This window comes from Alteromonas sp. 5NS40-0096 (genome assembly GCF_057544385.1).
The window spans coordinates 722,874-748,760 of record NZ_BAAJLQ010000002.1; the positions used below are offsets into that span (position 1 = coordinate 722,874).

Consider the following 25,887-nt stretch of genomic DNA (forward strand, 5'->3'; position numbering starts at 1 on the left):
GCCAACGTAGTCTGAACACCTCAGGACGGCGTATCATCGCGATGAGATGAATAGAATGCATTGCGATAAGCTGAAGGCGAGATGGAAAAATGGCGCTCGAACGCGCGGCGGAAACCATCATAGGTTTTATAGCCCACGGCGGCAGCAACCGATTTACTGTTTTTATCTGTGGTGGCAAGCAACTCGCTGGCAATTTGTAGTCGAATCTTCTCTACATAGTGAGCTGGTGTTACGCCAGTTTCAGTCAAAAATAACCGATGGCATTGGCGTTCACTCAAGTGGAGTTGTGCCGATAATGAAGTTACCGTTATGTCGCTACCAATATTTGCCTTTATCCAATCGGTCGCGCTGAGGATTCGATTGTGCTTTGGGGCTTGCACATCCAGTAAATCAGAGAATTGTTTTTGATTACCCGTGCGTTTGACGTAAACCACCAAGTGCTTCGCTACGTGATGAGATGCCTCACTGCCCAAATCCAGTTCAATCAACCTAAGTGACAAATCAATACCCGAGGTAACCCCAGCCGATGACCAATATTTGCCATCTCGAATAAACAGTTTCTCTGCCTCAAGGTGTAGCTGTGGATATTGGTTTTGGAACATGTCAAAAAAGGCCCAGTGAGTCGTGACTTTGGTTTCCACTGGTATGCCAGCACGAGCCATCAAAAAAGCGCCGGTACAAATGGATACTACTCGCTCGGCTTTATGCATCAAACCTGATAGTCGCTTGAGGTCGGCCTCAGTAATATTGGGGCTTCTTGCCCCTTTGCCGCCGGGGATGATCAGTGTATGGCAGTCTTCGATATCGTCAATTGTGGCATTGGGTGTGACTTGCATACCCGCCTCGCAGTTGACCGCTCGTGCCGTAAAACCCACGGCTATGAGTTCGTAGCTGCTGTCATCAAATAGGGTTGCCTCGTAAAAAGCGGATTGTGGGCCGCATAAATCGAGTAACTCGACACCCTCGTAAGCCAGTAAACAGATTGTTTTACGCATGATTGATTCCTCAGTAGCGGTGACTGAACTCAGTATGCGCGGATATTGTGATGGCAGTTATGACATTCATGCAACCAAAACTGCCATTTTGATAGAAAGAATTAACCGTGAACTTGGGATGTTCACTGAACTTAGGCTAAGGGAAGGAGTAACGTAATATGCGTTTAACTACCGTTCCATATTGCCGGAAAAAGCTACCAGTATTGTAGTAAATCCCGTGCTGATCGAATATCGCCTTCACTTTTGGCGACACTTCTCGATAGCGCTTTGCTGGCATATCGGGAAACAAATGGTGCTCTATTTGAAAGCTCAAATGCCCCGTTAGTACATGAAACCAATTTGCGCCTTGCAAGTTAGACGAACCCAATGCTTGGCGGTAATACCACATACCTTGCGTCTCGTTTTCGCAATCGGCCTCAGAGAAGGTCTGTGCATGCTCGGTGAAGTGACCGCAAAAAATGATCGTCGAGGTCCATAAGTTACGAAGTAAATTAGCCAATAGGTTTCCCACTAAAACCCACAAAAAGAATGGTCCTGCCAGCAGCGGGAATAAGACGTAGTCTTTTACTAGCTGCCTTGCGCCTTTGCTGAAGAAACGCTTTTTGAGTTCGCTGTGGCTAACCGCAGAGCCGCGATTTTGTTTTTTCTTACCAAAAAACACGCGCTCTGCCGCAAGCTCGTGGTACGACACACCCCATTGGAACATCACACTCAGCAGCAAGTAGGTTGCAAACTGCCACAGGTTTTTTACTCGCCAACGAAAATCATTGGATAAACGCAATAAGCCGTAACCGAAATCTCTGTCTTTGCCTATGATATTGGTATAGGTGTGATGCTCATAATTGTGTGTACGGTGCCAGCTGTCGCCATCACATGCGATATCCCATTCATAGGATTTGGAATTGATAAACCTATCGTTCATCCAATCGTATTGGCCGTGCATCACATTGTGGCCAATTTCCATGTTGTCGAGGATTTTGCCAATCGCTAAGCTCAATACGCCGATTACCCAGAGGATTGGGCTAACGAATCCAAGCACTAGCAAGATTCGACCTGACCACTCGAATAATCGCTGAGTCATGATCACTTTGCGAATATAATTGGCGTCGGCTTGGCCTACCTCGGCCATTGTTTCTTGTTTCACCGCGTCAAGTTGTTCGGCGAGTAAGTCAAAGTTTGGTTTGGCTACAGTGCTCATACTTCAAGCTCCAAAGGGGTTACAGGTTGAGAGATGCACAGTTGAATCAGCGCTTGGCCTGCATCGGAAAGTTGACCCGTTTTAATATTTCTGACAACACCGCTTTTCTTTGTACATTTACATTGGTGGCAAACACCGATGCCACAGCCATAGGTAACGGCTTCGCCGGCGTCTAGCAGTTGAGAGAGTAGAGTTTGGGTATTGCTAAGAGATAACGTGCGACGCTGATAGGTGACGTCTAGTTGTGTGGGTTCGACCGAGACCGTAGGTGTTGCCAGGAAATGCTCACTAGCAACAGAGATTCCCAAGCGGTCGGCCTCTTCGATGATGCTTTGATAAAACGGCGATGGGCCACAAGCCATCCATAGGTGGTCGTCATAATGACTCAAATGTGAACGCACATCTTGGTCTTGCGAGCGGTTTAAAAACTCCACCTTTAAGTGTTTTAGGGTATTGGACACTTGGCCCAGTTCTTCCCGTAGAATGTGTTGCCCTGGCTTGGCGTAATACAGCAAAGTGATGCGTTGCTGGGTAGATTCAGGCAAGCTCTGTAACATTGCTATAAATGGGGTTATACCACTTCCCGCGGCGAGCAATAGCACATTTTCAGCACTCGTATTCCACAAAAACTCGCCATTGGGCGCAGACAAATTGAGCCATTTCCCATTGAGTGCTGAGGTGAGGTTGGGGGTGAATTGCCCCAGTGAAGACTGCTTGATCACCAAGCGAATTTGCTGATGTTGTCGCGCAAGTGCTGGGCTTGATGCCACAGTAAAGGTGCGAGTAATTAGTCGGCCGTCAACCTCTAACGTGACAGCGATATGTTGGCCAGCTTGATGTATTGGCCAGTTTTTAGGGATTTGAATAGCAACGGAAACCATACTGTTGCCAAGGTTTAAGACAGAGATGACTCGGGCGCGATACAGGCTCGAGCGCCATGCCGGTTTGAATGCTTGCATCACGGGCTCTAGGTAACCAGCGATTCTCTCGTGATGCAAAAACGTATGGGTTAACCAATTAACCACTTGCATTAAATTGTTCCTCTTTGAATTTCAGCTAACAAGTGTACGCTCACTAAGCGCACAAGTGTACGCTGAAATTTTAGGATCGCAAGTGCTTTTAACGTGGAGGACTTGGCTGCGAACAGTTTCGAAAAAGTAGTATTTGCAGAAGTTTGAAAAAAGAAACGTTGGTGAGAGGAGCCGCGACTGGCTCCTCTAGATAGAGATCAGGCTTTGAACACCAAGGAAAATGTCACAGGCACGGTGTCAGAGATGCCAATACCGCCAACGGTTTTTGCTAATGCCGCCAAATTAGCCGAGGGAATACCAAATGTGCTGCCGCTGACGATTGTAGGCTGTACCGTAGACACTGCGATGATGTCGCCGGTTTTCACAACATTAACTTTGAACGTCAGCGTTTTTTCAGTGCCGAATAACCGCACTCTTGCACCCAAGTCCATTTGTTTTAGGACTTGACCATCGCTCAGCAAGGTTTTGGGAAGTTGAACCGATACGCTGGCACTGGGGTAAAGCTTCGAATTAAAGAACAAGTCGTTCAATCTTTGATTTCTAATGTCGATGCCTGTTTGAATATTCCCAAGGGGAATGTTTACGTCGACTTTGCCTGAAGCATCAAGCTGCCCCGTCAAACCCGAAATCGAGGCTGGCTCGACAATGTATTGAAGTTTTATCGTAGCAAAACTCACCCGCGATAAGTCGCTGTCGAGTTTTAGCTCCATTGCCTTTGAATTGCCGGCCACAACCGACGCGATGAAGGCGACGCACAAAATGAGGTGTTTCATCAATATGCCCTTTAATGATAGTTCAGTTTGTGGGCTAACATAGCGTCACTGGGTTGGTTATATACAGTGAAATTTGTTGATTTAAAAAATTAAAATTATCGATTGAACATTTTGCGAGATGACCGCCTCTTACACTGACGGTCTTTGGATTTTAGCGTGTGTTTTAACACTTAGGTGTGAATTCTCATGCTTTACGCCCAACCCAAATCGCGTTACAACTTGCCAAAGGATAGCTTCGGTTAGCACTACAAGGAATGTAGCTGAAATGGCAAAACCAACCCCTTTTCTCACCATAGTTTTTCTCGTCTTTGGCGTAAATACCGTTTTGGTTCTCTACGTGTTTAAAGATAAGTTTCTACAACTTTATCACTCAGGTCTGTCTACTGAATTTTCCCAGACTATCGAAAGTGCAGAGCTAAGTGCTGCGGACGCGGTGTTGAAACCTAAACAGCCCAGTACTGAGAAAATAGCAGAGCATCTAACGAAAGGGTTTAATCCAGAAGCCGTAACAAGTGAGGTGGATAGCCATAGGCATACACCGATAGAACTACAACGTCTCATTACAAGCTGTAAGCCCAATGCACAAAAGGGTGGAAAGACCATTTATACCTGGATTGATGAAGACGGTACACGACACTTAAGTGACAAAAACAATGCGGGAAACTGGGCAAGCAATGTGAAAGTCGCTGGAGTGATAAAACCGGAAGGTTTGGTTTTCAATGTCTCAGGGGCTATACCATTTGCTGGCTTTAGTGGTGAGCTGCAGCGTCGGTTTCACTATGCCAGAGAAGCATTGGCTCGTTTTACACCAAGCTCACTCGCTCACCCCGTTGTTATCGACCTTCGCTTTCATTCTGAACCTAGCGCTTATAATGCGACTAAGCAAAAGTTCGCACCAAGTGTAGGCAATGCGCCCGGCTTTTATGTTGGGCACTTAAATCAATCCCATGTATTGCTAACGACAAGAGAACAGTCGTTGAGAACGGCAACTCACGAAGCGATGCACGCCGTAAACAGGCATTGGTTCGGCAATATGCCGCGCTGGTTAAACGAGGGCATTGCAGAATATGCAGAAACGGCATATCAGGGCAAATCCGAATCGGGTTGGGAGCGGCTGTTACAGTCAAAAGGTGTTTTACCGTTGGGCCAAATGATTTCGGCAAGATCACATGATTGGAATTCGACTTACCGTCGGCAACTTTATGCGACGAGTTGGGCTTTCGTCACTTATTTGATTGAGCAACACCCCAAAGGCCTAACCAGATTACTCTTAGTCGAGGGGCAAAATGGTTGCGATACGGTCACCCCAAGCCAACTTGAGGCAGCCCTCGGGCTGTCGGGCGATGTGGTCGAAAATGCATTTAAGCGTTGGTTAAAGGCTCGAAGATAGCATTGCCGCAAGCGATCGATTAGTCGAGTTATTGGCGCTGAGTTAACCAAATTGGGACTGCAATACTGACATCAAATATCGCCCCAATTCTGATGTGTAGTACTTTGGTGTCATGATAACTTGTGTTTCCCAAACTGGCATGTCAAATGGCAAGGGGAAAACATCACACCCCATTCGCTGTGCTGATGCAGCCAGTGAAGAGGGGATAGTTGCTATGTAGTCTGAATTTGCAACAACTTCAATCAATGGCGAAAATTGTGCACACGTCATCGCGATTTTTCTCTCATAGCCCAGTGCTTTCAACGTTTTGTCGACGGCTCCTACCTTATCTTTGTTCAGTGTCATGAGAATATGCGTTGACTCGGCATAACGTTTTAAAGACAAGGGTTGCTGAGTCAGAGCATGCCCTTGCCTTGCAATACAAACAAAGTGCTCCTGAGTCAGGGGCTTACGATAAAAACGCGCTGGAATAGTGGTGAATGTCCCTACTAAGATTTGGCACACATTGGCATCGAGAGACGAGAAATGGGTCTGCTTGTTCAATATCTCGAAATGCAGAGTGAGTCCAGGTGCTTGGTCAGAAAGCGTCTTAACCAATGCAGGGGCAAATCGAGTAATTAAATTGTCAGAAGCGGCAATCGTAACATCGGCTTTGACTTCATTTGGGTTGAAGGTAACGGGTTCTAGCAAATCTGTTAGGCTGGATAGAATTGAACGGATGCCCGGAGCCAACTCATCTGCTCTTACCGTTGGTATAACACCACCCGTAGCTCTTTGAAATAGCGGGTCGTCAAGCTGATCGCGTAACCTAGCAAGGGCATTACTCATTGATGACTGCGCAAGCCCGATACTGTTTGCGGCTTTGCTGACATTCCTATGCTCATAAATGGCGGCGAAGACCTTCAGTAGGTTCAGATCCAGTGTATTAATATTCATGAAATCAATATGCCAAGTCTAAATTATCCATTTCTAGGGTATCTCCTCTCGCACTATAGTTTCCACTGAAATTTACCCTGCGCGAGGTGTTGCCGGTACGCGCAGAAGTTGAGTCAGTATTATTGAGGAAAATTCAATGACAGCATTAAGTGAAGATTTACCCTTTCGTTCCGGTGTCGAAGACGATTCGAGAATCCGTTCTCTTACCTCTTACCGGTTGCTTGGCAATACCGGGTTGAAGGTGTCCCCAATCGCTTATGGCGCTGGTACTTTTGGCGAAGTATGGGGAGAAGCGTGGTCCAGTGGCAAGCAACAAGCAGAGGCAATTTTTCTTCGCTATATTGAGGCTGGTGGTAACTTCTTCGATACGTCGAATATCTATCAAGCTGGACAAAGCGAAGAGTGGCTCGGTGAGTTCATGCATAAAGCGGGTAACCGAGATCGACTAGTCGTGTCGACTAAAGGCACGCAAAACCAGTTCGCCAATGACCCCAATGGTGGCGGCAACGGACGTAAACACATCATCAATGCCGTTGATGCGTCGTTAAAACGATTAAAAACCGATTACATCGACCTATATTTTTTACATCATTGGGACCGCTTTACACCAGTGGAGGAGGTACTGTCTACCTTTGAGACTCTGATTCAACAGGGTAAAATTAGGCATTACGGTTTGTCGAATTTTCCGGTTTGGTACGCCACTAAAATGCAAGTACTGTCGCAGCAAAGCTTCAGAAACCCCATTGCTGCAATCCAAAACCAATACAGCTTAGTTGCGCGACATGCCGACTATGAATTCTTACCGATGTGTGATCACTTCAATATCGGCTTCACGGCGTGGAGCCCGTTGGCAAACGGTTTGTTGACCGGTAAATATACGGTAGATGATCAAGGGCAACTGCAAGGTGACGGGCGTCTCACACAAACTTGGACTACCGACCCGAGCGTCGCAAACTTTTCTAGTCCACAGAACGTTGCTGTGGTGAAAGCCTTAGTCGACATCGCTCAGCAAATAGAGCAGTCGCCTTCTCAAGTGGCATTAAATTGGATGATTAAGCACAAGGGTGTGACATCTGCGATTATTGGCGCCAGGAAACTAACTCAATTGGAAGATAACCTCAGCGCCTTAGCGTTTGATTTGAGCGACGAACACCTGAAGAGATTAGAACAAGTCAGTACGCCGCAAGCGCTGTCACCCTATAATTATCACACTAGCGAAATGCAAGAGTTCATTCATACCGGGACGACTATTGTCTCGCGCTAGCCCGCGTCAAAAAGCAAAGTAGTGTGTAAAACGCCCACGTATTAACCGGGCGTTTTTTCATTTATCCATCGCTACCAATACCAATATTCAATTTGCTAACTCGCTTCTACACAAGTCATTCTAATTTTTAGTGATTTTGCTATCACGGCTTGATACTTTATTGCTCAAGCCCTTAATACTCTTTTGTTGGAAAAACTCAGGTAGGTGCAATGGACAAGGAAAAGCTAGTAGGATCGTGGCTACATCAATTGCGAGAGGTATTTGAATTGGCAAAAGTTGGTACGCCAAGCGATAAGAAAAAATACCGTACAGAAGGCTTTCTTCACGCTATGCGATTGAGTGGGGTTGTCAGTGATGATGAGATTAATCAACTCATCGAAGCATTGCATTACGAAGTATTTGGCGAATCGGTACGAGATCGCAAGCAAAAAAAGGCCGCGTTGAACGCACTCAAACAGGCCGACCCAGACGCGTACTACGCCATACCTGCCATTGAACGAAACTGACAAGCCCTTTCAGGCAAGTATTGTTATAGGAAAGGGTATGCTAACAATCCGACAACGTCCGCCACATATAGATGACTTTCTCACATTGCGACACGCCGTTGGGTGGGCAAACTGCGATCGTGCCGTGGTGGCAAAGAGTATTGATAACAGTTTGTTTTGGGTATCGATTTATGATGCTGAGCGGTTAGTTGCCACAGGCAGAGTGGTAGGGGACGGCGCAATGTATTTTTACATTCAAGATGTCATTGTCAGGCAGAGCCACCAAGGGCAGGGGCTAGGAAAGCAGATAATGGCACATATCGAAGCGTACCTTGAGGACAATGCGACTGAGCATGCCACTATCGGATTGCTGGCCGCGGCGGGAAAAGAAGCATTTTATGAAACGTTCGGTTATCGCGTAAGGGATGGTCAGGCAATGGGGCATGGCATGTGTAAGTATGTTGGTTCAGGCAAGTGAAAGGGTACAAATGAAACTAAAAATGAATATTGTCGACGCTTTTACCCAAGAGCGATTTAAAGGTAACTCTGCGGCTGTTATTGTGACGGAAGATTGGCTTGCCCCGTCTTTAATGCAGGCAATAGCAACGGAAAACAACTTATCTGAAACGGCATTCTTGGTGCAAAATCAAGATGGTAGCTATGCCATCCGCTGGTTTTCTCCCATTACTGAAATCGATTTTTGTGGCCATGCAACGCTGGCTTCAGCATCGGTTATCTTTGAAACACACCCACAACAACAGGATATTGTGTTTGTTGCTGAAGCGGTTGGCACAATGACAGTCACTAAAGCGAGTGATGGCAGGATAGAGATGGATTTCCCCAATCGAATGCCATCTGTACTCGAAGAGGTACCAGATGAGCTGGTAGCTGGATTATCGATTCCACCGATAGAAGTGTTGCGAAACGGTCAAGCTTATTTCGCAGTTTATCAACATGAAGACGATGTTCACGCACTAGTTCAAACGCCAGAAGTACTAAAAAAGCTCGCGCCATATGACGTTGTCGCCACTGCCAAAGGGAAAGACTACGACTTTGTTTCTCGATACTTTTGGCCCGCAAATGGCGGCGATGAGGATCCAGTGACGGGATCAATTCACACTGGGCTCGCCCCCTTTTGGTCAGAACGCCTAGGTAAAGTTGAATTAGTTGCGCTCCAAGCCTCTTCGCGTTCGGGTGTGTTGTACTGTGACGTCTCGCCAACACGAGTGCGAGTATCGGGTTTTGCGGTGCCCTATCTCGAAGGGACCATCACAGTGTGATCAATACACCCAGCAAACCCTTGATGACTTTTGTCACATACAATTGATGAGAGTCATCACTTATCTCCTCATACCGTTTTTCTTAATCTTTTTTCATCCTGTTTTTACCCGTTAAATTTTCGAAATCGCTAAGGAATAAAGATGAAAAACCTCAATACTCTGTTAAAGACAAGTTTGTTTGTGGCCATGACGGTGTGCTCTGGTGTGGTTGTCGCAGATCCCCAGCCCGTGTCGACGTCAGTCAGTACTCAAGCCGATACTGTTCGCTATGAAGCGTTTGATGTCACCGTTGTTGGTGAAGGGCGTCCAGTATTACTCATTCCAGGGTTGTCTTCTTCATCGTCAGTGTGGGATTCAACAGTGGCGGCATTGAAAGACGATTACGAACTTCACGTATTCAATTTGGCTGGATTTGCCGGCGTACCAGCTGCGTCACCTGAAAAAGTCGGTAGTAGCTTTTTAGCCTATCAAAAACGAGCGATTGCTCAGTACATCAAAAACCAACAGTTGGAAGGGAGTGTGGTGATAGGACACTCTCTTGGCGGCTTTTTGTCGTTGTGGTTGGCAACGGATGAGAATACGCCTGTTGTTGCGGCCATCAATGTTGATGGTTTACCGTCGCTAGGGGCGTTATTTGGTCAGCGCCCAAGCGGAGATAGTGCGCCGGCGGCGGAGCAAGCCTTCGACCCTAAAATGATAGCGAAAAGTATGGCCAACAATACCGAGTGGCATGACAAAATTGTTGGCGACATGATGGGGTCTGACCCAATGACAGCTGGCCGTGCGATGGGAGAATTGATGCAATTTGATATTCGAAAGGACTTGGCTAACGTCGCGATTCCAACGCTGACCATTGGAGCACCAGCACAAGGGCAGCCCTATGTGAGCTATGAACAAACCCAAGCGAATTATGAAAGTCAATTTACGGCATTGTCGCCAGAATGGAATCACATGGCATTTGCGAAGACGTCAAAGCATTTCATCATGGCAGACGAGCCAGAGTGGTTAAACGAGCAAATTACTGCATTTTTGAGCGAGCTCAAGTAAGCGCACAGAGATTATTTCAGCCGCGTACCTTTATTCATCTATGATAAAGGTATAGCGGCCGTTAGACGTTTTGCGAAACTTGCCACTCGTCAGATTGCCATCATCTAAAATCGCGTCAAGCTGCATAATGTCCTGCTCAGGGGCTGAGGCTCCAACGATCGAAATGCCCGCATAAGAATAGCCATCAGGCCCTTCCCAATTCCAATTCCCGCCAAGCTGCGTTCGCTTTGCCCAAACCGTTGGATCTATGGCGAGCCCAACGGCATCGGGTGGTAAAACAACGTGGCTATCATTCGGATATCTGCCGTGTACACGATGCCAAGCCTCGAATGCCCTAGCGAACTGGCCCAATTGAGACGCTGTCTCGGTTAACTGTGAACGCAGCACAAAGTCGCGATACGTATTCATGCCGACTGCGGCTAGAATGCCAATAATTGCAACAACGATCATAAGCTCGATTAACGTAAACCCTGATTGAGAGGTCTCCGTGTCTGGGTCGGTTTTACATTGAGTTTCGACGTTTGTCGCTATGTCACTGTGTTGGTGTTTCATGTCATCTCATCCTATCAACCTGTTTAGCACTGCGTGATGACGCGACGACAGTAGGAAGGTTGAATGCCACTTTTACAAACTATTCGACAATATCACCCCCCTTAAAAGCGCCATAGGTACTCAGTAATACCTATGTATGTTGGCGACAAGGTATTCGGTAAAATGTCGAAAATATTCAATAAGTTCGAGTCAGTACTCGTTATCGTTGATTTATATTTTTACGAGGATTAACGATGACAACACGAGCAAATTACTTTACCGACACACCAGAAGCCATGAAAATATTGATGCAACAAGAGACTTATCTTGCTTGTGTGTTTGAACAGTCTAATCTACTGAACCAGCAGCTCTGGGAGTTGATTAAACTGCGAGTGTCGCTACTCAATCAGTGCGCTTTTTGTGTCGATATGCATACTGATGCCTTGCTACAAGCGGGGGAAACGCCTCTTCGATTAGTCGGTTTGAACAGCTGGCGCACTATGCCTTACTACAACGAAACAGAGAGGGTGTTGTTAAACTGGGCGGAGTTGGTAACGGCGGGGGAGAGTATCGATGACAACACTTATGCAACGACAGAAGCATTTTTAGGGTCTGCTACCTTAATTAACGCAACGATTGCGATTAACGCTATCAATAGTTGGAATCGCATTGCGAAAACATTTAAACCTGAGATAGGTATTTTGAATAAAAAGCGTGATTGATTGTGTCATTACATTTTGAAATAACTCACCCAGTTCAAGGAGCTCAGAGAAGTATTCAAGCCATGTGGTTTGCCGCACTGACAGGCAGTAAATGCGTGCATAAAACCTTGTATAGCGACGCTGGTAGCGGAGTGCTATTGAACTTTACCGGAGGGATAGTATTGCAAGGCCGAGCAGTGCCCAAAGGCATTGTGGTGCTGCCCAACAGTCTCTGTGCGCAGGTAATGTCGTTATCGCCCGGCGCTATTTTATCAGGCGTTCGTTTCTATCCTGCTGTTGGCTACAGTATTCTGGGGGAGATGGAAGCCCGCGTCAGTATGCTCTCTACCACACACCCCTTGTATCTCAGTTTGCACAGGGTATACGAGCGATTGAGTCGTACCAGCAATGCTGCGGAACACATAGATGTGCTCACTCAATGGGCTGATCAGCATTGTTTGGGTCAAATACCACCGGTTTCTCTATCGCAATCCATTTTGTCTTTAAGTGATGGAAAACAGTTTGCCGATGTTTCGCAGGAGTTGCCGTTGAGCCAACGTCAATTGGAGCGACAATTCAAACAGTGGCTTGGTATGTCCCCCAAGCATTTCCAACAGATCACCCGCGTGAAACGGTCGATTACCCATTTAAAAAGGTATCCATCCCATCCTCTTGCGGACGTCGCTGCGCTGTTTGGTTTTAGCGACCAAGCACATATGACGAGAGAGTTTCGTCGATTTGCGCAGCATACACCCGCCCAAATTCGCGGGCCTCAATTAAGCGCAAATGTGAGGGCAACCTCAACGCCTTGAATATAGTCTTTTGGTGGCGTGTAAACCCACTGGCTCATCGCTGTTATTGCCGCCTCATCAAACACGCCATTGTGCACAGAGTTGATAACGCTAATGTTAGCCGTTGTGCCATCCGGCTTGATGTCGAAACGCAGTACAACATCACCTTCCTGGTTTTGTTCAACGGCGGCTGAGGGGTAGGTCGGGTTGACTCTTGCCACGGGAACAATCTCAGTTTCTTGTTCAGAGATAGTCGTATACCAGGCGAACAGTGCCATCGTGATCAGGGCGAAAGCAGAGACACCTATCAGTTGTTTGTTAGCGCTAATCTTCATGTTCAGTTTCCTTTGTTATTTTGATTACGCTTGTAATTTATAAGTGAGATTACAGTTGTAGTCAATAGATGGTTTGAAGCGTGGGTCGACTACTCATGCCTTTGCAGTCTGGTTAGGCCGCATTGCTCTTTGCTATGCCATTTCTTTGTTTCACTGACAAAAAGTCTTCATTGGTCTGAATTCCATTGGGCGCGTAATCTGACAGCATCATCAGAGGAGCGTGGCGATGAATAAAGTCAGATTGATGTGTCTGTACCAACAGGGCGCTTTTTCGCGAACAGACAAAAGTGCCTTATCGAAACGTATCGATGCGATTTACCACCGTTACTTTCACAGTGCCCCAAAAGTCATGCTGATTTGGGTTGCTATTCCCAGAGGACAGTCTTACATCGCTGGCCAGCCGTCTTCGGCAACCACACTGACCTTGAATGTGCCCAATGGCACGGCGGATACACTGAGGCACTCACTAATGAAAGAGATATGCAGCGGATGGATGACGTATACCAATTGCAATCAAAACCAAGTGATATTGAGTGTGATGGATGATGATTTAGCGTCGCAATTTACCGCGTATTCATTAGCGCGGATAGCGGTAAATAGACGAAAACGTACTTTGTGTAGGTTAATCATCAAAATGCTGCTGAAGAGAGCAATTACCGGCCACTTCAGCATAACGACAAACTTGCGATAGGAGTGTCTATGCCATTGTATACCCTATCTTCACGCGCTGATTTGTCAGCTGAGCTTCAGCAGCAAGTCGCAGAACAGATTGTGACAACCCATTGTTCGCTCACCGGGGCGCCCCCAACGTTTGTGAATGTCATTTTTTGGCAGCACTTTCCGCTGGCCGAGCCGTTGCGATATCACTTATTTTACGCGGTGAGAAAGGGCAGAGAAGGCGCCATCAACCAAGTGTTAGCTAATAGCTTAGTCGACGATTTGTGCCGAATATTGGCGATAGAGCACGAAGAGTTGGACGTTCAAGTGATAGAGGTGCCTGCGAGTTGGGTCATGGAAGGAGGGCATGTACTACCAGAGCCCGGAGAAGAAGAGAATTGCGACTGGCTATCAAAGGGCAATGCACTCGATTAGTTAGGTCGCCACATTCATGTTTAAAGCAGCGCCAAAAACACCTATATTGGGCAGATGGGATTCACAAAGTTGCCAACCACTGCTTATGCTAGATGTTTCTGATATTCATTTGCTCAAGACCATAGCTGAAACTGGCAGTATCAACAAAGCGGCTGACGTGCTTTTTATGTCTCAACCGACATTGAGTAAAAAAGTATCGCGTTTAGAGCACGTATTAAAGGTTGAACTGTTCCATCGCCACAGTACAGGTATGGTGCCTACTGATGTCACTCGTTACCTCATTTCGCATGGTAAGCAGATTCAATCGAAGCTCGAAGCCATGTGCCGTCACGTTGAACTATTGAGTAATTTAGAAGGCGGTTCATTGCATCTCGGTGTCAGCCCGATTATTGAGCAGTTGTTCTTTCCAGCGGTATTGTTGGACTTTTTAAATGAGACCCAAGACGTCGAAATTTCTTTTAAGGTCGACGAGCCAAGCGCACTGAAACAAGAAGTCATTGACGGCAATATTGATATTGCAATCGGCCCTTTTGACATAGAGACCTTACCCAGTGAGTTAGTCGTTAGGGAGGTGAATAAAGGCGCTATCGTATTTGTCGTTCGTGCCAGCCACCCAATACTATCCAATCCGACGCCGATTCCCTATGATGCCTTAAAAGCATACAAAGGCATTGGGCCTCCGCTGAACGCCTCGATGACACATTTTCTCGAACAACGAGGCCTACCTACACTGTTGAAGATTGCGTGCGATAACTATCGAATCTCTAAGTCTGTAGTTAAAGCGTCTGACTACTTTACTGGTGGGCCAAGAGCACTGTTTGAAGACGAAATTGCCGCTGGGGAGCTGGTTGAGTTAGACATGGCAGACTCGCTTTTGTGGCAGGGTTTTTGTGTGACTCGCCCAGAATCTGTAAATACCCCGACCGTTAAGAAATTTTTGCAAGTATTGACGCGACATATCTCAGAGTAATGAAGTTGGTTATTCGTTATTTTTACCACTATTGGTTAAATATATAATTATTTTTAATTGCTGAATGTCGTTATGCTATCGGTATTCCTTTTAGTGCGCCTCATATTAATTTGTGGCTGAGTCTAGATGGATAGGGGTCGGTTACCGTAATGTTTTCCAACATAGACATTACTGGTACTACCTCTTATGATTTAGGTATATCGAAGTGAGGCAAACCATGACAGAAAGCAAATCCGTAACCGATGTCCAATTACAAGCGGACTTCACCGAACTCAAGCAAGCGTATAATGATAACCCTGCTCCTAGCTATCAAGCGCGTATCTCAGTATTAAAAACGCTAAAACAGGCGATACTCGACAACGAGCAACTCGTCTACGATGCGCTAAAACAGGACTACGGCTACCGCAGTGAGTTTGATACCTTAGTCGCGGACTTGCTACCCAGCGTTGCTGGCATCAACTACGCCATCAAAAATTTGAAAAAATGGATGAAGCCCTCTAAGCGCCACTCGGGTTTAATGCTGTTACCGTCTAAAGTAAAAGTGCATTATCAGCCATTGGGTGTGGTTGGCGTGATTACGCCCTGGAATTTCCCTGTGTTTTTGTCGATGGGCCCGGCGGTACAAGCCCTCGCTGCAGGAAATCGCGTGATGATTAAGATGAGTGAGTTTACGCCTCATGCGAATCAGGCGTTAAAGCAAATAGTGTCTGGATTATCTGATCACATCAAAATCATAGAAGGTGAAGCCGAGACTGGCGCCGCTTTCTCAACTTTACCCTTCGATCATTTGATTTTTACTGGGTCTTCAACAGTAGGCAAGTTGGTTGCGGGCGCGGCAGCGAAAAACCTGACACCCATCACGTTAGAGCTCGGTGGCAAATCGCCTACGATCATCGATGATACTATTGATATGGGTATTGCGGTTGATGCTTTGATTGTTGGGAAATCAGTGAATTCTGGCCAGATTTGTGTCGCTCCGGATTACGTTTTTGTTCACGAAAGTCGTAAGCAAGACTTTATCGATACGTTTATTCAGCGCTATCGCGAGTATCATATTGATAACTCAAGTTCCAATTCACAAACGCATATTGTTTCAGACAGGCAGCACAATAGGTTGTTAGGGTTTCTGGAAGATGCGAAGGCCAAAGGTGCGAGTTTGCACCCTGTTAAAGCAATTGAGTCAGATCAAGGGCGCCGTGTTTACCCTCATCTTGTATCGAATATGTCAGAAGACATGGATATTGCCAAACAAGAAATCTTTGGTTCGATCTTGCCAGTGATGACTTATCGCCATATTGAAGACGTCATTGCTCACATCAATGCTAGACCGCGACCACTGGCGCTGTACATCATGTCCAAAAACACGCAGTTGATTAACAGCTTAATCCACCAAACTCACAGTGGTGGCGTGGCCATCAATGATTCGGCGATGCATGTGGCGGCAGACGATGCACCGTTCGGTGGTGTGGGGAATTCAGGCATGGGTCACTACCACGGTTACGAAGGTTTCTTGACGTTTTCAAAGGCAAAAACTGTATTGTATTCCAGCAGCTGGTTACCCAAAAACCGCTTTATTCTGAAAAATCGTGATTTCATGTTTTCGATATTACGTAAATTTCTGTTGAGGTAATCGAGCCTCAACTCAAACTCGAAAAGGGAGACTAGCGCTCCCTTTACTTTTTCTGCTAGACAATAAACGCCAGCGTTGTCCCCGCTTTTCTACTCAGTGTTTGGTGAACTAATTTCTTAATTTTTGTGCTAATTATATTCAAAATCCGAATTCTGATTCAGTTTTTGTGTAGTTTATCTTGAAAATCTAAACTATTAATCTTGCTCTCGTGATTTGACATACCGTCTGGGAGAGCAACATGAACGTCAATGCAACCGTTAACTACCACGTGATTCGCGATGAGCCACAGGCCTTTTTGTTTGATGTGGATGGTATCGATGGCAATTTAGTGTCGCCAGAACTCGTTCCGACGGTAGTGGAAGTCAATGACCTGCGAGATCGCACTTGTCAGGTGGATTTTGAAGCCGATGGTATTTGTTTTCGCCAGCATGTTTCCTCTGTAACAGACTTCAATCAACACAATCAGTGGCATGGGGCTTACAATGCCCAAATTGTGCCTCTACTTAAGTCAAGTATTGCAGCTGACGAGGTAATGGTTTTTGACCATACCGTGAGAATAGATGACCAAAACGCTATTAGAAAACCCGCTCGCAATGTTCACAACGACTACAGTCAAGTCGGCGCGGAACAGCGTTTAATTGATTTACTCGGCGAAGAGCTAGCCGCCGATTATCGAGCTGGACACTATGCATTTGTGAATGTGTGGCGGCCTGTCGGCCAACCAATTTTTACCTCACCACTTGGCTTTATCCGCCCAAGTTCTATGTCGCCAGCGGACTGGATGAATATAGAACTGATTTACCCCAATCGAAAAGGCCAAATACTTGGGGTTGCCGCCAATCCTCAGCACGAGTGGTTCTACTTGTCCCACATGCAACCAGACGAAGTCGCCATTTTCAATATTTTCGATAATCAAGGTCGGCCGTTTCTTGCACACAGTGCACTGGATGTCATTGGGCAATCGCCTTCGAATGTGCCTAGGCAGAGCATCGAAACTCGCACGTTAGTGCGCTATCGAGATAAGTACTAGACGGATTTTTGTAACCGTATCGAACGCCGTTTCACTAAAACGTGTTGGTGGGTTCGATAAGACGATGAGGCGCTAAGGCCTCTATTTATGACCAGTAACCCCAAGGGGAGTATGATATGAAATACGAAGGATTTACCACTTTCTCGACCGAGCAAGACGGTGGCATTTTGACTGTCACTTTTGACTTTGGCTCTGTCAACGTTCAAGGCCAAGAAATGCTTGCTGATCTCAATAGCTTAGCAATGCGCTTGGAACGCGACAGAAAAACTAAAGTAGTCGTTTTTCAATCGGCTAACCCAGAAATTTGGGTGTGTCACTATGATACTGAGCTGCTAAAAGATATGTCGGAAGAGGCGGTGTCTCGTGACGAAGCTCAACTATTGGATTTACAAGCTGTTTGCGAACGGATCAGCAAAGTCCCGCAAGCCACTATTGCTAAATTAGAGGGCTTCGCCAGAGGAGGTGGTCACGAACTCGCCTTAGCACTCGATATGCGCTTTGCGGCAAGAGGAAAGTTCAAATTCATGCAAATGGAAGTCGGCATGGGGATTCTTCCTTGTGGAGGTGGGGCGTCTCGAATGGCGCGACAAACTGGTCTGGGTCGAGCACTCGAGATTATTCTGAGTGCTAGGGATTTCGACGCCGATGAAGCGGAGCAAATGGGAACGATTAACCGCGCGTTCGAACCCGATGAAATTGGCCCTTATGTTGATGCGCTGGCCCAGCGCATTGCGCAATTTCCTGCCGAGTCAATCAATGCTTGTAAACAAGCGGTGTACGAGTCAATTGATAAACCGATTGATGATGCTTTGAAAGCGGAAGCCTATTGGTTGTATCAAGCAACCAGTAAAACTCCAGCGATAAAGCGCTTTACTATTGCCGATGAGCAGGGGCTAGAGCACGATATTGAAAATCAGCGCAATTGGAACGATTTGGTGATGAAGGTACAAGAGATCAACTAATTGTTACTTTGTTAATAGAGAAAGAGCACAGCCCGTTTTTACGGGCTTTTTCATTTTTATAGTCGAGAGACTTGTAATTAAATAGACGATCGGTCTATATTGTTGCTATGACGACATTATCTTCAAAACCTCGCCGCGGTCGGCCACCTAAAGTGGCACGGGAAAACGCAGATACGCGAGCCGAACTCATACGCAGTGGTTTAGCCCATTTAACTGAGAATGGCTTTGCGTCTTCTGGCATAGATAAGATTTTGAAAACCGTTGGAGTGCCCAAGGGCTCATTTTACTTTTACTTCAGCAGCAAAGAAGCATTTGGTTTGGCCGTACTGGATAGTTACGCAGTTTACTTCGCTAAAAAATTAGACCTGTGGTTACTCGATGAAAACGCTGCGCCATTGCAGCGAATCGTGAATTTTGTCGAGGACGCCAAACAAGGCATGGCCCGTTTTCAATTTAAACGTGGGTGTTTAGTCGGCAATTTAGGTCAAGAAGTTGATCAATTACCAGAGAGTTTTCGGCCTGTGCTAATTGCCATATTCAACGCTTGGCAAACTAGGGTGGCGACGTGTTTAACCTTGGCCAAAGCACATGGGCAGATAGCAGCTGAAGCAGACTGTGAAGCATTGGCAGAATTCTTTTGGACAGGGTGGGAAGGCGCTGTCAGTCGCGCGAAATTAGAGCAAAGCGCTACGCCATTAGATAAGTATGTACATCAATTTTTATCCGGCCTACCGAGATAAAAAATTTACCTTTTAGTAGACGATCGGTCTAAATTGGAGAATCTTATGTTTAACGGTATTTTGATTGAGAAAGATGAACAAGGTTACCGCGCAACAGTCAGTGAAATTGACGAAAGTGTGTTGTCTGACGGTGATGTGGAAGTTGATGTGTCGCACAGTACTATCAATTACAAAGATGCACTAGCCATAACGGGCAAGGCCCCTGTGGTCAGGCGTTTTCCCATGGTACCTGGTATTGATCTCGTCGGAACTGTGACAAGCAGCCAATCCGCTGCGTTTTCTCCGGGTGACAAAGTACTACTCAATGGCTTTGGCGTGGGTGAGAATCACTGTGGTGGGCTTGCACAAAAAGCGCGGTTAAAAAGTGAATGGCTAATACCATTACCGTCATCATTTAGTGCACAGCAAGCGATGAGCATTGGCACTGCTGGCTATACCGCAATGTTGTGTGTGCTTGGTTTGGAAAAACACGGTGTTACCCCCGACAAAGGGGAGATTCTGGTTACAGGCGCAAATGGCGGTGTCGGCAGTTTTGCGATAGCGCTGCTGGCGAAGTTAGGTTTTTCAGTCGTGGCGTCAACCGGTCGCGTTGAAGAGGCGAGTTATTTGAAGGCATTAGGCGCAACTGAGGTTATTGATCGGGCAACGCTATCCGAGCCAGGACGGCCACTAGGCAAAGAGCGCTGGGCTGGGGTTGTCGATTCTGTTGGTAGCCATACACTCGTGAATGCGTGTGCAAGTACCCAATATTCGGGTGTCGTTGCAGCGTGTGGTCTAGCGCAAGGCATGGATTTACCTGGTACGGTTGCCCCGTTTATTTTGCGCGGTGTGACACTGTTAGGTATTGACAGTGTGATGCGACCAATTGCTGACCGAATTGAAGCCTGGGACCGACTTGCTGAACTTGTTGAGCCTGAGTGGTTTGATTCAATTTCTGAGCCCATTTCACTTGATGAAGTGATTCCTACGGCTCAGCGTTTGATTGCTGGTCAGGTGCGGGGGAGGGTTGTTGTCGCACTTTAAGTTCAAGGTTAAACCATAAAAAACGAACCGAAATCGGTTCGTTTTTTTTTGATTGCACACAATTGCATTTAATTACATTTGTTCACAGTCTTTTGGAGCGAATTCTTTTAACCTTGAATCACCTAGACGCATTAACGGGTTCTACAGCGCACCTTGTGTGATGATTTGTTGGGTTGATGGAATAATACGCTTCACAGTGCTTTATTTTCCTCAAAGATGAGCAAGGATGCTCACTTTTTAAAAACGCTTAAACGTGTTGACGTTTGTTGTTTGAGTTGTGCCCGAGCCAATGCTCGGGCTTTTTTTACTTGAGGCTTTGGATGAGTTCGGCACTCAACTGGATATTTTGCCCGGAACCTTCCACTGCTGCTCGGGTATCTTCTAATATTTGATGCATGCTCATTTTAATAGAATCAGAGTCGCGCATTTGAGAGCTGATTTCCGAGAGCGTGACCTGCATAGATTCTACGTTGTAACTGGCTTTGTCACTCAGTTCCCTGAGTTGATTTTGCGTTTCTTGAGCCGTGTTTGCACAGCCGTCAATCACATCATTTACATCTTTTTGTTTCTCGATAATGCTGGATGAAATCTCGATTATGCGTTTCATCTCATTCTCAATACGCTCGGCACTTTCACTTGAGGTATTCGCCAAGCTGCGCACTTCATCGGCAACCACTGCAAATCCGCGGCCGTGATCGCCGGCCCGTGCGGCTTCGATAGCGGCGTTGAGGGCGAGCAGATTGGTTTGGTCTGCGATGCCTTTGATCGACTCGAGAAATTGATCAATTTTTTGGCTCGATTCTTCGAGGCTACCCAGCATTTCAGAAAACTGCTGTAAATAGGTCATAGAACTCATAATGTTTTCGGTTAACACATCAAGTTGTTGCGTGCAGTCGGCACTGATTTTAGCGTTGGTGCTGGCTCTGGTTTCGGTTTCTTCCGTCTTGGCTTGGATGGTCGCTGCGTGTTCGACAAATGCCGTTACCATGTCGCAACTACTTTCAATCTCATTGATTCGGCGCTTCGATGCGTCATTAACACGAGTCGCGCTATCGTTAAGTTGTTGGGCAAGTCGACTCGCGTTCCCCGACATTATGTCATCAAGCCTTTGCGCTTTATCCCGCAATGTCTGAAGCTCCTGCGGGCTAATTTTTTCCATGCCATCGTCGTTTTGATCGTTATTGAACCAGCCAAACATAATGTAACCCCAATTTACTCTGTGTCTATGACCTTAGATTAACGCAAGTCTTTGTGTATGTTAAAACTTTCTAGTGTGCCCGGTGACGAGCCACACTAAATTGTAGACTATTTTAATCAGAGAATTCGGGATTTGTCAGACAAAATTGCCCGAGCAATTCTCTACTGATCTGATTTTGGTTGGGTTTGACTGTGGGTGAGCTGAATATCTGCCGTGTGCGCAATGATAGAGCGACCGGTCAATTGAGACTCTTTAAACAAGTTGTAGACAGACAGAAATAAGATCGCAAAGAAAACAAGGTCTATGACTTTAATGCCATAATCTACGTACATAGAGACATCGTGAATCATCAATTTGCCCACCGCACTGATGATCAGCAATAGCATAGAGACATTGAGTAAACGCAAGCCTTTACAAAGAAACGCGGCGCGGCTGGTAAAGAGCTGATAGCTCAATTTGTTTTCTAAATCACAGTGAGGGATTTTAGCGAGTTCGGTAAGTGCGAGGCGCACATTACCCAGCCTCATGGTGGTGGATAGAATCAAAAGTGCAATACCCGGCGTCATCACTGAGGTAAAGAATTCAAATTGCATAGTTTCTCCGTTTTCAGGTTTTTCAGATTGTAGAATATTTTTTCTACCATCGCCTACATTACTAGGGTTCTTCCAATAAACCGGATTTCGGCAGCTAACTATTCAAAATTTTTATTCTGTTTTTGTTTGTTAGTTTTTTCCTAATTATATTTGTAGTTAATCGTGTCTAATTTTTAACAATAAGCTGGGCTATCCTAACCTCACTGTTCATAAATCAATGGGGAAAGTAGGATGAAACATTTAGTAATAGGCGCGATAGTCTTTTTCGTCGCAACATTGGCACAGGCGAATAATGGGGGGAGCGATAGTATCGACATCAATCGAGCGGCACTATGGCCGAAGCCAGCAAATCCAGTTGCCGCGGGCTCTCAAGACAGCCCAGCGTTAAAAGTGGTTCAAGGCTTTTTTACTGCATACGGAAACGGCGACCTAGATGGCATGCGACAATTTGTCTCGGACGACGTGGAGTGGCATATTCCGGGCCGACACAAGCTAGCTGGCACTAAACGAGGCATAGATGAGTTTACGGCGTTCTTTGCATTGTTAGGGAAAGCTGGTTTTAACGCTGAAGTGATGATTTTGGCAGCGAACGATACCTACGTGATTGATGCTCATCGGGGCTACAGCAATACTGAGGGACAGAATATCGATATTAACTGGGTGCTTTTGTACCAAATTGAAGACGGTAAGATTAAACGGGTACAGAATTTTTCTGGTGACCAATATCACTCCGATGCGTTCTTCAATCAGTTTGCAGCGAGCTTAGATTAGAACGCATTGCCCAAGTCTATAGTCAGAATAAAGCAATAGAGATGGTGCGCGCCTCAAAACATTTCGATTGGCCTCAACCGCTTACGCTATAAGACAGTAAGCGTTTTCACAGTGGGACAGGCCATGCATCAAAAAGAACGTGTTGCTTATTTCATATGCAAAAATTGTATAAAAAACTAACGTAATAGACATAAATGCGTTTTATGCTCTTGTTCCTTTTTGCGCCCGGTTAACGCGAAGGAACAATAAAAATAATGAAATCAATAATAAAAGTAGCAAGTTTGGTAGGTGGGTTACTTTACCTTCCAAGTGCATTAAGTAACGTGACAAACGGTGATTTTGAACAGTGGTCTGGGAACAACCCTACGGGATGGACCACAATCGACAGTGGAATTTCACTATCGCCATCGACCCAGTTTGTTCGTCAGGGGAGTCGCAGCGCGGCGGTAAACGTGACCACAGGGAGCCAAGGCTCCACTGATTTGCGTCAATCAGTTGATGTGGTTAGCGGTCAAACCTACAACTTCAGTGTGTGGGTGTATCATACCGAAGGTAATATGTCGGCAAGACTGTACGTCAATGGCTATCAAGGTTACTCGAATGAGTCACAAACTGGCCAATGGCAACAGTTGACCCATTCGTTTACAGCGACCAGTAATGCGTCAATCGAAGTGGGGCTGCGTTTTTACGACCGCTCGGGTTTCGACGGTCAAGAGCTGGTTTATGTTGACGATTTCCTTCCTCGTTCGGGATCATCAGGTGGTAGCAATGGGTGTTCAGGCACAGAGGGAACATTGCGACTGATTACCGATAACTATGGCAGTGAGACCAGTTGGCGTATCACCCAAAATGGCACGACAGTTGAGTCTGGTAGTGGTTATTCGAGCAACACTACCAACGATATTGATATGTGTCTCAGCGATGGTGACTACACCTTCACAATTGACGACAGCTACGGTGACGGTATTTGCTGCAGCTTTGGAAGTGGTAGCTACAGCTTAACTTTTGCTGGGAACCAAGTGGCATCTGGCGGTCAGTTCGGTCGAACTGAGTCAACCAACTTCACTTTGGGTAACAACGGCGGTGGTACAGGCGGTCAGCTGGGTGAGTACTATTCGAGTGCCCAGGGCCTTACCGGTTACGCTTTGAAAACCGAACTCGCCTCAATAATCAGTGGCCATACAACCCGAACTTATGGCGACTTGTGGACCTTCTACTCGCAAAATGAGCGAGATACCTACTACGAGAATGATGGCAGTATTTTAGACATCTACTCTGAAAACCCTGCTGGTGATGACTCGTATAACTTCACTGCCGTCACTGACCAATGTGGCACCTATCGCGCTGAGGGTGGATGCTACAATCGCGAACATTCTCTACCTCGCTCATGGTTTGGTGGTGATGTGGACCCAATGAATACCGATGTGCATCACGTGTTCCCGACAGATGGCTTTGTCAACGCGCGTCGTAGTAGTTTCCCTTATGGCGAAGTGGGTAGCGCAACGTTTACTTCGAACAATGGTTCAAAGCTAGGGAGTGCGGCTTCAGGACTTGGGTATTCAGGTACGGTATTCGAGCCAATCGATGAATTTAAGGGCGATATTGCACGCGCTTACTTCTACATGGCAACGCGTTATCAAAATCAAATAGCAGGCTGGGAAAACAATTCCACCTACGGTAACGCCGTTCTAAATGGCACAGCTAACCAGGCGTTCGAACCTTGGGTTGTCACTTTGTTATTGCGCTGGCATCAGCAAGACCCTGTAAGCCAAAAAGAGCGCGACAGAAATGAAGCGGCACAGACCTACCAAGGCAACCGCAACCCATTTGTTGACCATCCAGAATTTGCTACGGCAATTTGGGGCAACTAATTTACTCACATTAGTGGTGCTAACCGGGCACAAAAGGCGTGCGTTTTTTTTAACGTACGCAAAGGGTAAGAAGACAAGGGGCCACATGGCCCCTTTTTCGAGTGAATCCAAAAACCAAGGCTGATGTGAAATAAGCGTTTACCTGTTCAAGCGTGTCCCATACACTTTACGAATGGAGCACATCATCTCTTTAACACCAATACAAGTTCTTGATTGCCTACTGCGAAGTGCGGCGGCGGGCGTGTTATTGTTTTTGTGTTTTGTCCCCAGAGTGAACCAAACACCTATAGTTACCCTATCGAAAGCACTGCTGCTGGTTTGCTTAGCATCCTATGTGCTGTTAACCATGCCGATAGCGAATGAAGACTACGGCTGGTGGCGTCCGCCTCTACTCTTATTTACCGACCTAACTGCTTATGCGTTGCTTAATGTCTACTGGTATTACATACACAGATGCACATTGTGGGAGGTACTACCAAGCGTGTGGAAGGCAATCTCAACGGTATGGTTAACATGGCTGGCAGTGTTTTTCCTTTACTTCAACGGCAATGGCGCCTTTCACCAATATAACCACTGGGTGGGGTTAGTCGTTTTATTATTCATTATTGGCGATAGCATACAGGGGTACGCCGATGATTTGGTAGAGCGAACTCGCCAACTCAGACGTGTCAGTGTGGCGTGTTTGTCTGTGTATATGAGTTTTTTGATCGTATTGGAACTACTCAGTAGCGAACTAAGAGACAATACGGCATTCAGTCTGGGACATGCCGTGATCATGACCATTGTCGTGTTTATTGCTGGAAATCGAGTGTATCTCGGCAATGCGAGTAAACAAGCAAACACGACCACCGCAAATTTCGAGGATGAACCCGCTAATTCATCGCATGGGTCGCCGGCGGTGCAGAGCGAGTTGGCCACTCGAGTTATCGAAGCCCTTGAGCAGGGCATCTTTATCCAACATGAATTAAAAGTGGACGACTTAGCTGACGTACTTAACGTACCGCCCTATCAGCTGCGAGCAACAATCAATCAAGAGCTTGGGTTTGATAACTTCTCTCAGTTTATTAATGGCTATCGGATTGAACGAGTCTGTCAATTACTGAAATGTCGTGAACATCAAAATTTGCCCATACTGACGTTAGCTCTTGATTCAGGGTTCAGTTCCATTGCTTCTTTCAATCGGGTATTCAAGGCCAATAAAGGACTGACACCAACTCAGTATCGTGCTCAATTTCAAAAATGAGCAGGTT

General features: G+C 46.3%; 28 protein-coding genes. 19 read left to right on the top strand and 9 right to left on the bottom strand.

The features are described from left to right. Positions 1-20 precede the first annotated feature (20 nt). From AC27G9_RS09100 to AC27G9_RS09115, 4 genes are all read right to left on the bottom strand, one after another. Positions 21-995 (bottom strand): GlxA family transcriptional regulator, encoded by a 975-nt coding sequence (locus AC27G9_RS09100; RefSeq protein ID WP_487073283.1) that lies wholly within the window; start codon positions 993-995, stop codon positions 21-23. A gap of 136 nt (positions 996-1,131) precedes the next feature. After that, on the bottom strand, positions 1,132-2,193 hold the full coding sequence (locus AC27G9_RS09105) for a fatty acid desaturase family protein (RefSeq protein WP_487073285.1): 1,062 nt from the start codon (positions 2,191-2,193) through the stop codon (positions 1,132-1,134). Continuing rightward, a complete protein-coding gene (locus tag AC27G9_RS09110) occupies positions 2,190-3,224 on the bottom strand; it encodes a flavin reductase family protein (protein WP_487073287.1) in 1,035 nt (344 codons plus the stop codon). The genes AC27G9_RS09105 and AC27G9_RS09110 overlap by 4 nt, the downstream gene beginning before the upstream one ends. Positions 3,225-3,421: 197 nt before the next feature. Beyond that, positions 3,422-3,997 carry a YceI family protein gene (locus AC27G9_RS09115; RefSeq protein ID WP_487073289.1) on the bottom strand — a complete coding sequence of 192 codons (576 nt, stop codon included), beginning with the start codon at positions 3,995-3,997 and terminating at the stop codon, positions 3,422-3,424. A gap of 265 nt (positions 3,998-4,262) precedes the next feature. On the opposite strand from AC27G9_RS09115, the gene AC27G9_RS09120 reads away from it, so the two are divergent. Next, complete coding sequence (locus tag AC27G9_RS09120; RefSeq protein ID WP_487073291.1) at positions 4,263-5,387, top strand: peptidase MA family metallohydrolase; 1,125 nt, start codon at positions 4,263-4,265, stop codon at positions 5,385-5,387. 42 nt (positions 5,388-5,429) lie between these two features. Here AC27G9_RS09120 and AC27G9_RS09125 read toward each other — a convergent pair whose 3' ends face one another. Further along, entirely contained in the window at positions 5,430-6,323 is an 894-nt protein-coding gene (locus tag AC27G9_RS09125) for a LysR family transcriptional regulator (RefSeq protein WP_487073293.1), read from the bottom strand. Positions 6,324-6,459: 136 nt separating this feature from the next. Between AC27G9_RS09125 and AC27G9_RS09130 the strand changes: the two genes are divergently transcribed. The 5 genes from AC27G9_RS09130 (at position 6,460) to AC27G9_RS09150 (ending at position 10,399) form a co-directional block, all read left to right on the top strand. Continuing rightward, positions 6,460-7,587, top strand: coding sequence for an aldo/keto reductase (locus AC27G9_RS09130; protein WP_487073295.1), 1,128 nt, complete (start codon positions 6,460-6,462; stop codon positions 7,585-7,587). Between the two features lie 209 nt (positions 7,588-7,796). Continuing rightward, on the top strand, positions 7,797-8,093 hold the full coding sequence (locus tag AC27G9_RS09135) for a hypothetical protein (RefSeq protein ID WP_487073297.1): 297 nt from the start codon (positions 7,797-7,799) through the stop codon (positions 8,091-8,093). 37 nt (positions 8,094-8,130) lie between these two features. Further along, positions 8,131-8,550, top strand: coding sequence for a GNAT family N-acetyltransferase (locus AC27G9_RS09140; protein WP_487073299.1), 420 nt, complete (start codon positions 8,131-8,133; stop codon positions 8,548-8,550). A 10-nt stretch (positions 8,551-8,560) separates the two neighbouring features. Further along, positions 8,561-9,352, top strand: coding sequence for a PhzF family phenazine biosynthesis protein (locus AC27G9_RS09145; protein ID WP_487073301.1), 792 nt, complete (start codon positions 8,561-8,563; stop codon positions 9,350-9,352). A gap of 141 nt (positions 9,353-9,493) precedes the next feature. Beyond that, on the top strand, positions 9,494-10,399 hold the full coding sequence (locus AC27G9_RS09150; RefSeq protein WP_487073303.1) for an alpha/beta fold hydrolase: 906 nt from the start codon (positions 9,494-9,496) through the stop codon (positions 10,397-10,399). Positions 10,400-10,429: 30 nt separating this feature from the next. Here the strand turns inward: AC27G9_RS09150 and AC27G9_RS09155 are convergent, their stop codons facing one another. Further along, a complete protein-coding gene (locus tag AC27G9_RS09155) occupies positions 10,430-10,849 on the bottom strand; it encodes a type IV pilin protein (RefSeq protein WP_487073667.1) in 420 nt (139 codons plus the stop codon). Positions 10,850-11,184: 335 nt separating this feature from the next. Here AC27G9_RS09155 and AC27G9_RS09160 point away from each other — a divergent pair, with 335 nt between their 5' ends. Further along, positions 11,185-11,652 carry a carboxymuconolactone decarboxylase family protein gene (locus AC27G9_RS09160; RefSeq protein ID WP_487073305.1) on the top strand — a complete coding sequence of 156 codons (468 nt, stop codon included), beginning with the start codon at positions 11,185-11,187 and terminating at the stop codon, positions 11,650-11,652. 2 nt (positions 11,653-11,654) lie between these two features. Next, on the top strand, positions 11,655-12,443 hold the full coding sequence (locus tag AC27G9_RS09165; protein ID WP_487073307.1) for a helix-turn-helix domain-containing protein: 789 nt from the start codon (positions 11,655-11,657) through the stop codon (positions 12,441-12,443). On the opposite strand, the gene AC27G9_RS09170 is transcribed toward AC27G9_RS09165, so the two are convergent. Further along, a complete protein-coding gene (locus AC27G9_RS09170) occupies positions 12,404-12,757 on the bottom strand; it encodes an energy transducer TonB (RefSeq protein ID WP_487073309.1) in 354 nt (117 codons plus the stop codon). The two genes, AC27G9_RS09165 and AC27G9_RS09170, sit on opposite strands and share 40 nt — an antisense overlap. Positions 12,758-12,983: 226 nt before the next feature. On the opposite strand from AC27G9_RS09170, the gene AC27G9_RS09175 reads away from it, so the two are divergent. From AC27G9_RS09175 to acuI, 8 genes are all read left to right on the top strand, one after another. Further along, the gene (locus AC27G9_RS09175) at positions 12,984-13,448 is read left to right on the top strand and encodes a hypothetical protein (RefSeq protein ID WP_487073311.1); all 465 of its coding nucleotides are present in this window, start codon (positions 12,984-12,986) and stop codon (positions 13,446-13,448) included. 8 nt (positions 13,449-13,456) lie between these two features. Further along, the gene (locus tag AC27G9_RS09180; protein WP_487073313.1) at positions 13,457-13,849 is read left to right on the top strand and encodes a hypothetical protein; all 393 of its coding nucleotides are present in this window, start codon (positions 13,457-13,459) and stop codon (positions 13,847-13,849) included. 16 nt (positions 13,850-13,865) lie between these two features. Next, positions 13,866-14,819 (top strand): LysR family transcriptional regulator, encoded by a 954-nt coding sequence (locus AC27G9_RS09185; protein WP_487073315.1) that lies wholly within the window; start codon positions 13,866-13,868, stop codon positions 14,817-14,819. Between the two features lie 217 nt (positions 14,820-15,036). After that, positions 15,037-16,449, top strand: a complete 1,413-nt coding sequence (locus AC27G9_RS09190; protein WP_487073317.1) for a coniferyl aldehyde dehydrogenase — start codon at positions 15,037-15,039, stop codon at positions 16,447-16,449. 238 nt (positions 16,450-16,687) lie between these two features. Next, a complete protein-coding gene (locus AC27G9_RS09195) occupies positions 16,688-17,479 on the top strand; it encodes a CmcJ/NvfI family oxidoreductase (RefSeq protein ID WP_487073319.1) in 792 nt (263 codons plus the stop codon). Between the two features lie 116 nt (positions 17,480-17,595). Further along, entirely contained in the window at positions 17,596-18,441 is an 846-nt protein-coding gene (locus AC27G9_RS09200; protein ID WP_487073321.1) for an enoyl-CoA hydratase/isomerase family protein, read from the top strand. A 107-nt stretch (positions 18,442-18,548) separates the two neighbouring features. Beyond that, positions 18,549-19,181 (top strand): acrylate utilization transcriptional regulator AcuR, encoded by a 633-nt coding sequence (gene acuR / locus AC27G9_RS09205; RefSeq protein ID WP_487073323.1) that lies wholly within the window; start codon positions 18,549-18,551, stop codon positions 19,179-19,181. A gap of 45 nt (positions 19,182-19,226) precedes the next feature. Continuing rightward, positions 19,227-20,204, top strand: a complete 978-nt coding sequence (gene acuI, locus AC27G9_RS09210) for an acrylyl-CoA reductase (NADPH) (protein ID WP_487073325.1) — start codon at positions 19,227-19,229, stop codon at positions 20,202-20,204. Between the two features lie 304 nt (positions 20,205-20,508). Here acuI and AC27G9_RS09215 read toward each other — a convergent pair whose 3' ends face one another. Further along, the gene (locus AC27G9_RS09215; RefSeq protein ID WP_487073327.1) at positions 20,509-21,402 is read right to left on the bottom strand and encodes a methyl-accepting chemotaxis protein; all 894 of its coding nucleotides are present in this window, start codon (positions 21,400-21,402) and stop codon (positions 20,509-20,511) included. A gap of 161 nt (positions 21,403-21,563) precedes the next feature. Then, entirely contained in the window at positions 21,564-21,995 is a 432-nt protein-coding gene (locus AC27G9_RS09220) for a hypothetical protein (protein ID WP_487073329.1), read from the bottom strand. A 231-nt stretch (positions 21,996-22,226) separates the two neighbouring features. Between AC27G9_RS09220 and AC27G9_RS09225 the strand changes: the two genes are divergently transcribed. The 3 genes from AC27G9_RS09225 to AC27G9_RS09235 all read left to right on the top strand — a co-directional run bounded on the left by AC27G9_RS09225 (position 22,227) and on the right by AC27G9_RS09235 (position 25,880). Beyond that, on the top strand, positions 22,227-22,766 hold the full coding sequence (locus AC27G9_RS09225; RefSeq protein ID WP_487073331.1) for a nuclear transport factor 2 family protein: 540 nt from the start codon (positions 22,227-22,229) through the stop codon (positions 22,764-22,766). Between the two features lie 254 nt (positions 22,767-23,020). Next, positions 23,021-24,637, top strand: coding sequence for an endonuclease (locus tag AC27G9_RS09230; protein ID WP_487073333.1), 1,617 nt, complete (start codon positions 23,021-23,023; stop codon positions 24,635-24,637). Positions 24,638-24,878: 241 nt separating this feature from the next. Further along, positions 24,879-25,880 carry a helix-turn-helix domain-containing protein gene (locus AC27G9_RS09235; RefSeq protein ID WP_487073335.1) on the top strand — a complete coding sequence of 334 codons (1,002 nt, stop codon included), beginning with the start codon at positions 24,879-24,881 and terminating at the stop codon, positions 25,878-25,880. Positions 25,881-25,887: the final 7 nt, after the last annotated feature.